General features: G+C 37.0%; 15 protein-coding genes. All 15 read right to left on the bottom strand.

What is annotated here, in order from left to right; genetic code table 11:
- Positions 1-3: 3 nt before the first annotated feature.
- On the bottom strand, positions 4-441 hold the full coding sequence (rpiB, locus tag EKG35_RS14580; RefSeq protein ID WP_126295287.1) for a ribose 5-phosphate isomerase B: 438 nt from the start codon (positions 439-441) through the stop codon (positions 4-6).
- A gap of 312 nt (positions 442-753) precedes the next feature.
- Entirely contained in the window at positions 754-2,049 is a 1,296-nt protein-coding gene (locus EKG35_RS14575) for a methyl-accepting chemotaxis protein (protein WP_126295286.1), read from the bottom strand.
- Complete coding sequence (locus tag EKG35_RS14570) at positions 2,039-2,497, bottom strand: low molecular weight protein arginine phosphatase (RefSeq protein ID WP_126295285.1); 459 nt, start codon at positions 2,495-2,497, stop codon at positions 2,039-2,041. The genes EKG35_RS14575 and EKG35_RS14570 overlap by 11 nt, the downstream gene beginning before the upstream one ends.
- Before the next feature lie 16 nt (positions 2,498-2,513).
- Positions 2,514-3,026, bottom strand: coding sequence for a manganese efflux pump MntP (locus tag EKG35_RS14565; protein ID WP_126295284.1), 513 nt, complete (start codon positions 3,024-3,026; stop codon positions 2,514-2,516).
- A 211-nt stretch (positions 3,027-3,237) separates the two neighbouring features.
- Positions 3,238-4,254 (bottom strand): L-threonylcarbamoyladenylate synthase, encoded by a 1,017-nt coding sequence (locus tag EKG35_RS14560; RefSeq protein ID WP_126295283.1) that lies wholly within the window; start codon positions 4,252-4,254, stop codon positions 3,238-3,240.
- Positions 4,255-4,357: 103 nt separating this feature from the next.
- Positions 4,358-4,954 (bottom strand): stage II sporulation protein R, encoded by a 597-nt coding sequence (locus EKG35_RS14555; protein WP_185807773.1) that lies wholly within the window; start codon positions 4,952-4,954, stop codon positions 4,358-4,360.
- 45 nt (positions 4,955-4,999) lie between these two features.
- A complete protein-coding gene (prmC, locus tag EKG35_RS14550) occupies positions 5,000-5,860 on the bottom strand; it encodes a peptide chain release factor N(5)-glutamine methyltransferase (protein ID WP_126295281.1) in 861 nt (286 codons plus the stop codon).
- A complete protein-coding gene (prfA, locus tag EKG35_RS14545; RefSeq protein ID WP_126295280.1) occupies positions 5,850-6,926 on the bottom strand; it encodes a peptide chain release factor 1 in 1,077 nt (358 codons plus the stop codon). Before prfA ends, prmC begins: the two co-directional genes overlap by 11 nt.
- Before the next feature lie 281 nt (positions 6,927-7,207).
- On the bottom strand, positions 7,208-7,780 hold the full coding sequence (locus EKG35_RS14540) for a thymidine kinase (RefSeq protein WP_126295279.1): 573 nt from the start codon (positions 7,778-7,780) through the stop codon (positions 7,208-7,210).
- 177 nt (positions 7,781-7,957) lie between these two features.
- Positions 7,958-8,158 carry a 50S ribosomal protein L31 gene (gene rpmE, locus EKG35_RS14535; protein WP_126295278.1) on the bottom strand — a complete coding sequence of 67 codons (201 nt, stop codon included), beginning with the start codon at positions 8,156-8,158 and terminating at the stop codon, positions 7,958-7,960.
- Positions 8,159-8,370: 212 nt separating this feature from the next.
- Complete coding sequence (gene rho / locus EKG35_RS14530; RefSeq protein ID WP_126295277.1) at positions 8,371-9,654, bottom strand: transcription termination factor Rho; 1,284 nt, start codon at positions 9,652-9,654, stop codon at positions 8,371-8,373.
- Positions 9,655-9,803: 149 nt separating this feature from the next.
- Positions 9,804-10,766, bottom strand: coding sequence for a class II fructose-bisphosphatase (glpX, locus tag EKG35_RS14525; RefSeq protein ID WP_126295276.1), 963 nt, complete (start codon positions 10,764-10,766; stop codon positions 9,804-9,806).
- Positions 10,767-10,867: 101 nt separating this feature from the next.
- On the bottom strand, positions 10,868-12,148 hold the full coding sequence (locus EKG35_RS14520) for a UDP-N-acetylglucosamine 1-carboxyvinyltransferase (RefSeq protein WP_126295275.1): 1,281 nt from the start codon (positions 12,146-12,148) through the stop codon (positions 10,868-10,870).
- Positions 12,149-12,435: 287 nt separating this feature from the next.
- Complete coding sequence (fsa, locus tag EKG35_RS14515; protein WP_126295274.1) at positions 12,436-13,086, bottom strand: fructose-6-phosphate aldolase; 651 nt, start codon at positions 13,084-13,086, stop codon at positions 12,436-12,438.
- Between the two features lie 304 nt (positions 13,087-13,390).
- Entirely contained in the window at positions 13,391-14,245 is an 855-nt protein-coding gene (locus EKG35_RS14510) for a class II fructose-bisphosphate aldolase (RefSeq protein WP_126295273.1), read from the bottom strand.
- Positions 14,246-14,436 lie beyond the last annotated feature (191 nt).

Here is a 14,436-nt window from a genome sequence, read left to right as displayed (position 1 = left end):
CACTTACCCTTCAAGCTCAGAAATTTTGTCAATGCGTCGAGTGTGGCGACCACCTTCAAAGTCTGTATTTAACCACGCTTTTACGATTTCACATGCAAGGCCTGGCCCGATGACACGTTCCCCCATTGCTAGTACGTTCGAATCGTTGTGACAGCGAGTCGCTTTTGCACTAAACACGTCATGAACTAATGCACAACGAATGCCTTTTACTTTATTTGCGGCAATGGACATTCCGATTCCTGTTCCGCAAATTAAGATTCCACGATCAAATTTACCGCTGGCAACACCATCCGCTACTGGTTTAGCATAATCAGGGTAATCAACAGAATCCGAAGATTGTGGACCAAAATCTTCATAGCTAATATCAAGATCGTCTAATAGTGACATAATTTCCTTACGTAAATTATTGCCGCCATGGTCTGAAGAAATTGCAATTTTCACTATGTTACCTCCTACACTCTTGTTTCATCAACAGTGTACCACTTATTGTTGAAGAATAACATGTATTTTGCAAAGAAATATAGAATATTTTTAGTAAAATACGAATGTTTTTGCTTACAAATAATACAACGTTCACTTTTTGGCTAAAAAATAGTTAAATTTTAATATTATAATTCGTATATAGCGTATTACATCGTGAAACAACGAAAAATTCCGAATATTTTGTGTGTCAATATTTTTTTCAATTAACATCTGGTATACAACAAAAAAAGCCCCGAAAATTCATCTAGTAGAATTCCGGAACTTTTCTAATTAATTGGATCTATCAAATTGTTGAATCATTTTGTATAGCTGTTCAGATTGACGTTTTAAATCCTGTGAAAGTCTTTCAACTTCTTCAATTGCATATGCTTGTTCTTCTGTAGAGCCTCGAACTTCCTGTGCACCTGCCGAAGTTTCTTGAGCAATCGCAGCAACCTCTTGTGATTGACGAGCTGTTGTTTCAATATTGGTCATTTGCTTTTCAATTAATTGTGAAATATCGACAACTGCATCTGCCATTTCGCGAACACTTGAAGCCATCCCTTCAACAGTAGCCGTTGTCTCTGAAACTTTCGATGACTCATTCACTGCAAAAGTAACTTGCTCATTCATTTGTTTAACAACTATATTTACATTTTCTTGCATCGTTTGAATAAGAGCGGTAATTCCTTGAACTGCTTTTGCACTCTCATCTGCTAAACTACGAACCTCTTCTGCCACAACTGCAAACCCTTTACCATGTTCGCCAGCACGGGCCGCCTCTATGGAAGCATTTAAAGCTAGTAAATTAGTTTGAGCAGCAATGTCGCCTACTAAACTAATAATTCTTTCAATTTGTTCAGCATTTTTTTCTAACTGATGAATGTTATCTAGTGCTTTTTCATTGCCTTTTGCAATTTGTTGAATACTATTTACTAAACCTTGGATTGAATCTGTTGTTAATTTTAAATTTTGAATTATCTGACGCGATTGAGTAGCAGAGTTTAACGCACGAGAGTTTACTTCTGAAGCTAAAACACGTACATCCTCGATAGCTTCCACCGTTTCTTGAACTGCTGCCGCTGAAGCTTCAGCACCCTCTGAAATTTGACCGACAGTGCTTGCAATTCCCTCTGCTTTTCTAGATGCTGAGGATGTTTGCTCAGACAATTCAATAATTGTGTTATTTGTTTTTTGGAAATTGCCGTCAATGCTATCAACCATTTGTCTTAAGTTAGTCAGCATTAATTGGAACGCTTCTGCAACAGAACGGATCTCATCATTTGTTCTCGGCATTTCAACATCTTGACCAATTTTACCCTCCGCCACACGAGTAGCGGTTTTTTCTAGCTGCTGCAACGGTTTTACTAAAACAGAACTACAAATTGCAGCTAAAATACAAGACCAAGTAATTCCCAATACATATGTAATAATTTCAAATAATATTTGATTTTCTATAATTGATGAGAAGAATGCTTCATGTAGAAAATGAATAAATACAAAACTTGTAGAATACGTAACAAGGGCAAGAACCCCAACAAATAAAACTAATTTCCTGCGCAAGCTAAAAGTTTTATTACTTTTCATTATTCGTGCGACCCCCAGTAATCTTTAATTGTAATTCGTCAATTAGTTTTTTTAATTCTAGAAAAGTTTGTTTATAAGTATAAATGTCTCCTCCAAATGGATCTGAAACATCTTTTGAACTATAAGGTGCCACGAATTCTTTTAAAGTAAATGTTTTGTTTTGTCCATTTGGGAAAGTATGAAGGATCATATTTTTATGTGCCAACGTCATTGTTAAAATTAAATCAGCCCACTCGATATCTTCTTTCTTTACTTGAGCAGTAACATGTTCAAACTGAATCTGGTTTTGCTCAAGAACTGCGTTTGCATTTTCGGAAATTTCCCCTCCCTCTAATGCATAAATTCCTGCAGATTTTACTTGAAGACCTTCAATGTTTTTACTTTTTAAAATAGCCTCAGCCATAGGACTTCTACACGTATTCCCAGTACATACAAAATAAATATTCATGTTGTCACTCTTCCTCTTAAGAATTATCGATACTGTTGATGAATGTATAAATACTAATTACGATTAATGAAATACCTGCTAGCCATTTTATACTATCGCCTTTAAAAGTAAAGCGGCTTCTTGCAATTTGCAAGGATATGTATGATAGAACAAAAGTACATAGTCCCGCACTAAGTATAAATAAATACTTTTGTAAGTTAAGCATACCAAAAGAAATGCTAACTGAAAAGGTATCTAAACTTGCTGTTACTGCTAAAATCGAGATTGGAATCGCTATAATTTGACGATTTTTTGTCGAAAGAATTAATTGAAGTCCAATAAAAAATAATAAAATACTCGAAATTAAGCTGGACCATTGTAATAGCATGTTCATTATCCATCTTCCTAGAGTAAACCCTATTATTGGAAAAAACATATGTAATATACCTGTATACAAAGATAGTATAAATCGTCTTTTTACATCTGGCAGCAGTAGATAAAGAGCTACTACATCCAAAGCGACAATGAGTCCCGTAAGTATTTCCTGCAAAATAGTCCTCTTTCCTATTTATTGATTTGTACTATCTTATGCCTCGTCCTCTTTTAATATCATTCCTAGTTTACATTGCTATAAAAAAAGAAACTGTTCGAAATGTCTTTACACTCGGAGCTTATTAGAAGGATGCGAAATACTGCAGGAGTAGTTGCTAGAGACGGAGAGAGGCTGCCCAGAATTCACTTCTAGACAGCCCCCCTGATAACTAAAAATTAAACCACTTGCCACCAGCGGCTTTTTGCAATCGATTCATAATAGCAGCGCCGACTCCCTCTGTTGTTGTCTCTGTTGCTAAGATTATTGCTGCGTCTGTTTTATCACAAGCTCTTAAAGCATCATATAGTTTATCGCCTTCTTCACCAAATGGGAAGAAATAATCTGCCTTTAACTCTTTAAACTGATCTGGTGCAAGTAATGCAACTTTATTCCCTTCATTTTTCAGCTTCAACAAAGCCTTTTCAACAACGTCTTTATTGCTTTCAATTAAATAGACAGGAGCGTTTGGAGCATAATGCGTGTATTTCATCCCTGGTGCCTTTGGTGTTGAATCGAGCTTTTGCTGTTCATGATTGGGCTGGATGACTTGTCCAATTACTCCCTCTAGCATTTCTTTCGTAACTCCGCCTGGACGCAGGATAACTGGTGGATTTACGGTAACATCTAAAACTGTAGATTCCAAACCAATTCCTGTTACTCCACCATCTACAATAAGCGGGATGCGTCCACGAAGATCTTCTTCTACATGAATTGCTTTTGTTGGACTTGGTTTTCCACTTCGATTTGCACTTGGCGCAGCGACTGGCTTTTTCAGTCTTCTTAATAATTGCAATGCTACTCCATGACTGGGCATACGCATTCCGACAGTCGATAAACCAGCTGTTACACTCGGAGCTAGAACATCTTTTTTTGCTTTCATAATAATCGTTAATGGACCCGGCCAAAAAGCGTCCATTAGTTTTCTAGCGTTTTCAGGAATTTCCTCTATATAATTTGTAATTTCTTCAATCGTGCCAATATGTACGATTAATGGGTTATCTGAAGGACGGCCTTTTGCTTCAAATATTTTTTTTACCGCCAAATCATTTGTTGCAACTGCTCCTAAACCATATACGGTCTCTGTCGGAAACGCGACAACTTCCCCATTATTTAATAAATCCACAGCTTGTGAATAACTTTCCTCATTATCCCCATCACTATCCACAAGCACTCGAACTGTTTCCATCCTTCCAACTCCTTTATTAAAAGGCATTTTCATTATGTTATACACAATATGTGGATAATTATATACTACCTGTGCATAATTTTTAAAATTTTGTTGATAAATTTTAGTTAAATAATTTCTTTATCCATTCCCAAACAAGAAACTTCACTTCTTTTTCTTCAGCTTCTTCGGATTTTTTAGTGTCTTCTTTTTCACTTGGACGCTCACAAACATTTGGAAAAATGCTGCACCACCAATTATCCCCACGACCGTCTCCAATCGTTAAAACGATGGAATTATAAAAATATTGTGGATAAAATGTATTGGCCGCTATTTTTGGCGGGATTAAATTTTCCCCAATATTAATTTTCACATCAGCCTGTGCATAATTTTTTTCCACAAAAGCAGCTAGCTGTTCATATATTTCTTCATTACCTGCATTGGAAATTTCATTTTCTTGAATTTGCTTAAAATATGGTGTTAGACTTGCAACCATTTCACTTTTTAATTGTTGATCTGCTGCTGTATTACTATTTGCTATCACTCGAATTTTTAATGAATCGTCAACCAAATTATTTCTAGTTTCGTAGACTTCATTTATAAATTTCGGTAATAATAGAATGGCACAGAACACTGCTAATGAACACGCAATTAATTTTAATAGACTAAGTATCGGATAAACTGTTTTTTCAACTCTTGTAATCTCGTAATCGTTTAACATGATAAATTCCCTCCCTGACATCATAATTGGCAGGAAGAGAATTTTTTATACATGTATTTCACAAAAAACTAGTCGATTTTTTTTATTTATATCTTTTACGATTTCAATTTTCGCCTGTGGAAAACTAGATTTAAAGAAATTCTCTACTGCCTCCCCTTGTGTGTAGCCTATCTCAACACCAATTAAAGCAGGTTTATTTAATAATGCCGGCAGCTGTTCAGCTAGCTTTCGATATAGAATGAGGCCATTTTCTTCTGCAAAAAGTGCTGTATGTGGTTCATGCTCCAATACAACTTCTGACATTTCTTTGGCTTCATCGAAAGCAATATAAGGAGGATTGGATAAAATGACGTCCCATTTTTCATTGGCGATTGGTTTAGTTAAATCACCCATCCTAAAATCGATCGCTGCGTCTAGTTTATCAGCGTTTTTCTTTGCGGTTTGCAGTGCGTCGTTAGAAATATCTGTCGCTGTCACTTCTGCATTTGGCCATTCACCTTTCATGGTTACAGCGATAGCACCACTGCCCGTTCCGATGTCGGCTATTTTTACTTTGGCATTATGCCCAAATATTTTATTCATTCGTTCGATTGCACCAACAATCAATTCTTCTGTTTCAGGACGTGGAATTAGGACAGATTCATTGACTTCAAATTGTCTTCCGTAAAATTCTTCAACACCTGTAATGTATTGAACAGGACGACCTTTAGCATGCTGCTCTACATAGTCTTTAAACTGTTCTAAGTGGGCTGGTAAAATTTCATCATGCATTCGCATCATTAATCCCGAGTAATTGATTTGTAAAATATGCTGCATTAGTAGTCTTGCAGCATTTTCGTCACGACCATGAGCTACTAAAAAAGAAGAAGCCCAACTAAGGGCCTCAAAAATTGTTTTATTGTTCATCGTTTAGACGTGCAAGTTTCGAAGCTTGCTCTTCTAACATTAATGCATCAATCACTTCATCCAGCTTACCTTCCATGATAATATCAAGCTTTTGAAGAGTTAAACCAATACGATGGTCTGTAACGCGGTTTTGTGGATAGTTGTATGTGCGAATACGTTCTGAACGGTCACCAGTACCTACTGCTGATTTACGAGTTGCATCAATTTCTTTTTGTGCTTCTTGTTGATACATATCGGCAACACGGGCACGAAGAATTTTCATCGCTTTTTCACGGTTTTTAATTTGCGAACGCTCATCCTGCATCGAAACAACCACACCAGTAGGAATGTGCGTCATACGAACAGCTGACATTGTCGTATTAACCGATTGCCCACCTGCACCAGATGATGCAAATGTATCTACACGAATATCTTTTTCATGAATTTCAACATCAACTTCTTCTACTTCTGGTAGACAGGCTACTGTAGCAGTTGACGTATGGATACGACCTTGTGATTCTGTTGCTGGAACACGTTGAACGCGGTGTGCACCGTTTTCAAATTTGAACTTAGAATAAGCACCTTGCCCGTTAATCATAAAGATAATCTCTTTATAACCACCCATTGCATTTGGTGTAGCTTCCATAATGTCGATTTTCCAGCCTTGTGCTTCAGCGTAGCGAGAATACATACGGAATAGATCCCCAGCAAAAATGTTTGCCTCATCCCCACCTGCTGCTCCGCGAATTTCCATAATAACGTTTTTATCGTCGTTCGGGTCTTTTGGAATTAAAAGAATTCGAAGGCGTTCTTCTAGTTCTGGAATGCGTGCATTTAATTCATTGAATTCTTCTTTTACCATTTCGTGCATATCAGGGTCTTTTTCAATTTCGAGCATTTCTTTTGCATCTGCTAGCTGTTGTTTAACTTCTTTATATTCACGATATACTTCAACCATCTCTTGGATATCTGATTGCTCTTTTGAGTATTCGCGAAGCTTTTTACTATCACTAACGACATCTGGATCGCTAAGTAATTCATTTAATCTTTCGTAACGGTCTTCAACCGCCTGTAATCGATCAAACATGGTTGGTTTCACCTCAATTATTTTGTGTTTGAAATTCGCTTTTTAGTTGATCCGCGAATTTTGGGGTTATCTTCTAAACTGTTGGGGTTATCCACCAAATTTTAGAGTTTATCCGCCAATTTTAGAGTTTATCCGCCAATTTTAGGGATGTATCCGCCAATTTTTAGGCTTTATCCGCCAAAATTTGAATTGTATCCGCCAATTTAATTCTCTCATTATTTTTGTACTATCTCATTATAAAGAAATTATGGGGAAATCGCTACATTCATAGTTAATGCAGCTTATAGCGGCGGGTTTACATGGCATTTTCGGCAAACCGGATAATATGTATCATTGCCACCGATTTGAATTTGTTCACCTGTGTAGACTGGCTTGTTATTTTCATCAACACGTAGGTTCATCGTTGCTTTTTTATGACAGAACCAACAAATCGTCTTCATTTCTTCAATTTTATCCGCGTAAATGAGCATATAACGACTTCCTTCAAACAGCTCGTTTTGGAAGTCATTTTTTAAGCCAAAGCCCATTACAGGAATGTTTAACTCGTCAACGATTTTAGTTAGCTGTAAAACATGTTCTTTTGTAAGAAATTGCACTTCATCCACTAAAACACAATAAAGTTTTTCAGGATAATTTTTTACATATTCAAATAGGTTTGTATCATTGAATACAGGTATCGCTTGGCGGCGAAGTCCAATACGGCTTGATACATATCCTACTTCATCTCTAGTATCAATCCCAGAAGTAAAAATTAATACCGGCTTATTTTGTTCTTCATAATTATGTGCAACTTTTAGAATTTCAATAGATTTTCCACTGTTCATTGCTCCATGCTTAAAAAATAATTGCGCCATGTTATATTGCGAACCTCTTTTCTATTATGTGCTTAGGTTTTATTTTTGTATTTTAAGTTTTACGCGGTTTCATACAGCATTTACGTACTTTGAATCATCCCACATTTTTTAATCTCAATCCATATATATCTAAAAAATGCCTGCCAGCAGTTGCTTGGCAGGCATTTTATAAAGTTCTTATTTAAGACCGTATTTTTTGTTGAAACGATCCACACGTCCGTCAGCAGACGCGAATTTTTGACGTCCAGTATAGAATGGGTGGCACTCGTTGCAGAACTCAACAGTGATTTTTTCTTTAACTGAACCAGTTTCAAATGTGTTACCGCAAGAGCATGTTACTGTTGCAGTTTTGTATTCTGGATGAATTCCTTGTTTCATATTCGTTTCTCCTCTCGCCCTGAACCATCTGGAACAGAGTAATATTCGTACTGCGCCTTACATAACCCGAATATGCCAGTTACATATGCACACGTTACATACCTAAAAGATTATAGCAAGAATTAAAAATGAACGCAACAAAAAGATGAAATTGTATTTTTTCAGAAAAATAATCTCATTTCATTACAATGCGGCAAATCTCAAACTTTACTTTAGATTAACCCTTTTCCTTTTGTCGCCTTCTTCATATCTTCATTCAGTTTTTCGAAAAATTCATCATTAGTTTTCGTGCTGCGCAATTTTTTCAGGAAGCGTTCTGCAAAGTCAGGTGCATCTGAAAACGTTTTACGAATTGCCCATAATTTTTCTAGCTGTTCTGAAGGAATTAACAGCTCTTCTTTACGTGTACCTGAACGGCGAATATCAAGAGCTGGGAAGATTCGACGTTCTGCTAAATTACGGTCTAAATGAAGTTCGAGATTGCCTGTCCCTTTGAACTCTTCATAAATAACCTCATCCATACGTGAACCTGTATCAACTAATGCAGTTGCTAAAATTGTTAGGCTGCCGCCTTCTTCGATATTACGTGCAGAACCGAAGAAACGTTTTGGACGGTGGAACGCTGCTGGATCAATACCACCAGATAACGTACGTCCGCTTGGTGGAATGACTAAGTTATATGCTCGAGCCAGTCGTGTAATAGAATCCATTAAAATAATCACATCACGTTTATGTTCAACTAAACGGCGTGCACGCTCTAACACAAGTTCAGCAACCTTTACGTGATTTTCTGGCACCTCATCAAACGTAGAGCTAACAACATCTGCATTTACTGAACGTTCAATATCTGTTACCTCTTCAGGACGTTCATCGATTAATAAAACGATTAATTCAGCTTCTGGATAGTTAGTTGTAATAGCATTTGCAATCTCTTTTAATAGAGAAGTTTTCCCTGCTTTTGGCGGTGCAACAATTAAACCACGTTGTCCAAATCCAACTGGCGCTACCAAGTCCATAATACGAGTAGATAGCTTAGTAGGAGTTGTCTCAAGCTTGATATGTCGGTCAGGATAAAGTGGCGTTAATGCTGGAAAGTGAACACGTTCTTTTGCGACTTCCGGATCTTCACCGTTAACAGCATCGACTTGCAGTAATCCATAATAACGCTCGTTTTCTTTCGGTGGGCGGACTTTACCAGAAACTTTGTCACCATTACGTAGATCGAAACGGCGAATTTGTGAAGCAGAAATATAAATATCCTCTTTAGATGGAGAATAGTTAATTGGTCGAAGGAACCCAAACCCCTCTTGATTGACTATTTCAAGGACACCTTCCATGAAGAAGAAGCCTTCTTGTTCAGAACGTGATTTCAAAATAGCAAAAATTAACTCTTTTTTTGTTAATTTACTATAATATGAAATCTTATAATCACGTGCAAGAGCATATAACTCTTTTAACGTCATATTTTCTAATTGAGCTATTGTAAGAGCTGACATAGCATTTCTCCAGTCTTTTAATTTAATTTTATATACTCATATGTTGGAAGTTTTCTTGCAGTAGGGTAATAAAGTAAGAAAAGATTGTAGGAAAGATGCCCGATTGTATTAAGAAAAATCTTCATAATCAGGCATCTCAATAATTGAAGTTATTTTACGTATCTAGGTTTTTTGTCAATACTATGACGGCCTTCGATGAAACGAACTGTTCCAGTTTTTGCTCGCATTACTACTGAGTGGGTTAAGCAATAATCCCCTTTATATTGTACGCCTCTTAATAGCTCACTATCGGTTACAGCCGTTGCCGCAAAAATAGCATCGTCGCCTTTTACTAAGTCTTCTAAGTATAACACTTTATCTAAATCAATACCCATTTTTTTGCATCGCTCTACTTGAGCTTCATCTTCTGGTATTAATTTAGCTTGGAAGTCGCCGCCTAAACATTTTAATGCTACAGCTGAGATTACACCTTCTGGAGCACCACCAGTACCAAACATTATATCAATACCAGTCTCATCAAATGCAGTGCTAATTGCAGCATTTACATCTCCGTCTTGGATAAATTTAATGCGAGCGCCCGCTTCACGAATTTCATCTACAATATGTTGATGGCGAGGGCGATCTAATAAAATTGCCACAACATCTGAAATTTCTTTATTTTTAGCTTTTGCTACTGCTTTTAAATTATCTGTTACTGACGCATTTATGTCAACTTTTCCTGCTGCCTCTGGACCTACAGCTAATTTTTCCATATACATATCAGGTGCATTTAATAAGTTTCCACGGTCTGCAATTGCTAGAACTGTCATTGCTCCGTTTGTTCCTTTTGCAACGATGTTTGTTCCTTCAAGAGGATCGACTGCAATATCCACTTGTGGTCCGCCGTTACGTAGGCCAAGTTCCTCACCAATATAAAGCATTGGTGCTTCATCCATTTCACCTTCACCAATAACAACGGTACCATGCATTGGAATTGTATCGAATAAAGCGCGCATTGCTGTTGTTGCTGCATCGTCTGCTTCCTCTTTTAATCCGCGTCCCATCCATTTCGCAGAAGCGATTGCTGCTGCTTCTGTTACACGTACTACTTCCATCGTTAAACTACGTTCCATTCTTCATTTGCCTCCTGTTTTCGGCGAGTACCGAAACTATATGTTCCATCTATTGTAACATATTTTTTTCTATCTTAATTTTGGGTATTTTTCTCTATCTTTTACTCTGCTCTTTTAATGGTGCTCACAGCAATTGTTTCACGTCGAATATTAGCACCAAGGGCACATAACTTTTCAATAAGCGAGCTATAGCCTCGTTCAATATGATAAATATCTCGAATTTCAGTTTCACCTTCTGCAATTAATCCAGCTAAAACTAGTGCAGCTCCTGCTCGAAGATCTGTAGCAGTAACTTTTGAACCATGAAGTTTTGTAGGACCTTGAATGATTGCAGTATTTCCTTCAACCTTAGCGCTCGCATTCATGCGTCGTAGTTCATCAATATGTTTAAAACGAGCTGTGTAAATCGTATCAGTTACTTTTGAGGCACCGATTGCTTGTGTCATTAAAACGGAGAGCGGTTGTTGGACGTCAGTGGGGAACCCAGGGTATACAAGGGTTTTAACATCTACAGCTTGCAGTACATCCGTTCTTGAAATAAAGACGCTTTCTTCTCCCTCTATTACTTCGACACCCATCTCACGCAATTTTGCTGTCACTGCTTCCAAATGGAAAGGAATAATATTGTCAACAGTTACTCCATCACCTATAGCAGCGGCCATAATCATAAATGTAGCCGCCTCGATACGGTCTGGTATTATTGTATGTTTTGTACCATGTAGTTCATCTACTCCATCAATACGAATCACACTTGTACCCGCACCTTTTATATTTGCCCCCATATTATTTAATAAAGTGGCAACATCAATAATTTCAGGTTCTTTTGCAGCGTTTTCGATTACCGTACGACCTTCTGCCCGAACAGCTGCCAACATAATATTAATCGTTGCACCTACACTGGCAACGTCCAAGTAGATTTTCGCACCTTTTAATTCCTCTGCACGTAAATAGATGGCACCATGTTCGTTTGTAACCTTTGCCCCTAAAGCTTCAAATCCTTTAATATGCTGATCGATTGGACGCGGACCTAAAAAGCAGCCTCCTGGCAAACCAATAACTGCTTTTTTAAAGCGTCCTAACATTGCCCCCATTAAATAGTAAGACGCACGAAGTTTTTTTACATTTCCATTAGGTAAAGGAATTGCAAGCATATTTTTAGGATCTATCGTCATTTGACCATTTTCAAAACTAACTTCGCCACCAATTTCCTCCAACAATGCTTTTAGCGTCCAAGCATCTGAAATTTCTGGTATTCCACCAATAGTGACGGAAGAATTAGCTAAAATTGATGCGGGGATTAAAGCAACCGCACTATTTTTAGCTCCACTTATTTTGACTGTGCCTTTCAGACGGTTTCCGCCATTAATTTTATATACATCCATTGCGCGTTCTCCCTTATGATTGGAAAGTTTCACATATTATTTTCCTTACACTCTAAACTATCGCTCACTTTCTTAAAATAAGGTGATTAATTTCTTATTTTAATCATTACTATTATTATTTACCTTTTTTACATTTTAAAGCTCAATTTTAAAAAATTTTTCTCTATATATTATTTAATTTACAATTTTTGTTGACTGTTGGACTTGCCGCAATTGTATAAACCTTTTTCTTTTGGCACGGCAATTTTAAACACTTATTTTAAAGCACCTTAGTTTTAATAGAAAAATTATTTACTTTTTCTATTTTCCCAGTCAGCTAAAAACCCTTCAATCCCTTTATCTGTTAATGGGTGATGGAATAATTGTTTTAATACTTTAAATGGTGTTGTTGCAATATCAGCACCAGCTAATGCCACATCTGTAATATGTTGTGGGTGGCGGATAGATGCTGCAATAATTTCTGTTTCAATACCATGGATTGCAAACATATCTGAAATCGTAGCGATCAACTCAACACCGCTTTGACCAATATCGTCAAGTCGTCCAACAAATGGAGATACGTAAGTTGCACCTGCACGAGCTGCCATTAATGCTTGGTTTGCACTAAAAATAAGTGTAACATTTGTTTTAATTCCTTTTTCTGAGAAGAATTTACATGCTTTTAATCCATCTGGCGTCATTGGCAATTTCACTGTAATATTTGGTGCAATAGCCGCTAATTCCAAACCTTCTTTAATCATACCTTCTGCATCTAGTGAAATAACTTCACCACTAATAGAACCATCAACTAGTTCGGCAATTTCACGAAGACGATCGTGAAATGAAACGTTCGCTTCTTTTGCTACTAAAGATGGATTAGTAGTTACTCCTGATAAAATACCCCATGAATGTGCTTCTTTGATTTCTTCGAAGTTTGCTGTATCAATAAAAAATTTCATATTAGGTCCTCCCCTATTTTCACGTTATTTATATTACCAATATCAAAAACGAAGAGAAGGTCGATTGAAAAAACAATCGGACACTTCTCCTGCAAATCATTATAAGAAAAGCGTAAGCGCTCCGCCTAGAACCTCTTTTGGTGAAGACGCCACATCGTAAGCCTCGGACAGTTTTATGAGCCGCAAGTGCTTGCGCTAGACACTATTCAAAAATAAAAAGAAAAGCAGTGCATCATATTGTTTACATTATAGTAAACATTTTTCTACGAATTTTAAACCATTCTGCTTCCAATTTTTAAATTTCTTACGCTTTTTGTGAGCTGCCAAATTCACGCATTTTTCCAATTACCGTTGCTTTAATTGCATCGCGTGCTGGTGCTAAATATTTACGTGGATCGTACACTTTTTTATCATTTTCTAAAATTTCACGAATCACTTTTGTTGCTGCAATTTGGTTTTCAGTATTTACGTTAATTTTTGCTGTTCCTAAAGAAATTGAACGTTGAATATCCTTTGTTGGAATACCTGTACCACCATGTAATACTAATGGAAGATCAGTTAGTTTAGAAATTTCCTCCATTTCAGCAAAACCTAAGTTTGGTTCACCTTTATATGGTCCATGAACAGAGCCTAAAGCTGGTGCTAAGCAATCAATTTCAGTTTGTTCTACAAGTGCTTTACATTCTTGTGGATCTGCATAAATGATTCCACCGATTACACCATCTTCATCTCCACCAACTGAACCTAATTCTGCTTCTACTGAAACACCTTTTGAATGTGCGTATTCTACTACTTGTGTTGTAATTTTTACATTTTCTTCAAACGGATGATGAGAAGCATCAATCATTACAGAAGTAAAACCTGCGTCAACTGCTTCTTTACACTTTTCAAAGCTAGAGCCATGGTCTAAATGAATTGCTACTGGCACAGTAATTTTGTAGCTTTCCATTAATCCTTTAACCATGTTAACAACCGCAATGAATCCGCCCATATATTTACCCGCGCCTTCTGAAACCCCAAGAATAACTGGAGATTTCTCTTCTTCCGCAGCTAATAAAATCGCTTGTGTAAATTCTAAATTATTAATATTAAATTGCCCTACCGCATACCCTTCGCTTTTAGCCTTAATCAACATTTCTTTCATAGATACTAATGGCATCGATAATCCTCCTCGGACAGAAATTATATTTTCAAGTTATTTATTCCAGATTAACTATAGCAAAAACGATGTAGTCTCACAAGTGAGACTACATCGTTTTCTGCGCCGAAAGCGAAGCGACAGGCGCAAAATAACTTCCCCATTAGTACAGTACTTTTTTAGTTTTTTTAGCCCTTATCGTAGTCTCACAA

Source organism: Lysinibacillus telephonicus (assembly GCF_003966145.1).
In the GTDB taxonomy this organism is placed as follows: Bacteria; Bacillota; Bacilli; order Bacillales_A; family Planococcaceae; genus Ureibacillus; species Ureibacillus telephonicus.
Note: the sequence above shows the minus strand (reverse complement) of the source record. Positions and strands in the feature narration are given on the sequence as shown.

Coding starts and splice junctions, on each gene's coding strand:
- EKG35_RS14570 (WP_126295285.1), bottom strand. CDS start 2,497: ATGAATATTTATTTTGTATGTACTGGGAATACGTGTAGAAGTCCTATG.
- EKG35_RS14510 (WP_126295273.1), bottom strand. CDS start 14,245: ATGCCATTAGTATCTATGAAAGAAATGTTGATTAAGGCTAAAAGCGAA.
- prfA (WP_126295280.1), bottom strand. CDS start 6,926: ATGTTTGATCGATTACAGGCGGTTGAAGACCGTTACGAAAGATTAAAT.
- EKG35_RS14540 (WP_126295279.1), bottom strand. CDS start 7,780: ATGGCGCAATTATTTTTTAAGCATGGAGCAATGAACAGTGGAAAATCT.
- EKG35_RS14575 (WP_126295286.1), bottom strand. CDS start 2,049: ATGAAAAGTAATAAAACTTTTAGCTTGCGCAGGAAATTAGTTTTATTT.
- prmC (WP_126295281.1), bottom strand. CDS start 5,860: ATGAACAATAAAACAATTTTTGAGGCCCTTAGTTGGGCTTCTTCTTTT.
- fsa (WP_126295274.1), bottom strand. CDS start 13,086: ATGAAATTTTTTATTGATACAGCAAACTTCGAAGAAATCAAAGAAGCA.
- EKG35_RS14520 (WP_126295275.1), bottom strand. CDS start 12,148: ATGGATGTATATAAAATTAATGGCGGAAACCGTCTGAAAGGCACAGTC.
- rho (WP_126295277.1), bottom strand. CDS start 9,654: ATGTCAGCTCTTACAATAGCTCAATTAGAAAATATGACGTTAAAAGAG.
- glpX (WP_126295276.1), bottom strand. CDS start 10,766: ATGGAACGTAGTTTAACGATGGAAGTAGTACGTGTAACAGAAGCAGCA.
- EKG35_RS14555 (WP_185807773.1), bottom strand. CDS start 4,954: ATGTTAAACGATTACGAGATTACAAGAGTTGAAAAAACAGTTTATCCG.
- rpmE (WP_126295278.1), bottom strand. CDS start 8,158: ATGAAACAAGGAATTCATCCAGAATACAAAACTGCAACAGTAACATGC.
- EKG35_RS14560 (WP_126295283.1), bottom strand. CDS start 4,254: ATGGAAACAGTTCGAGTGCTTGTGGATAGTGATGGGGATAATGAGGAA.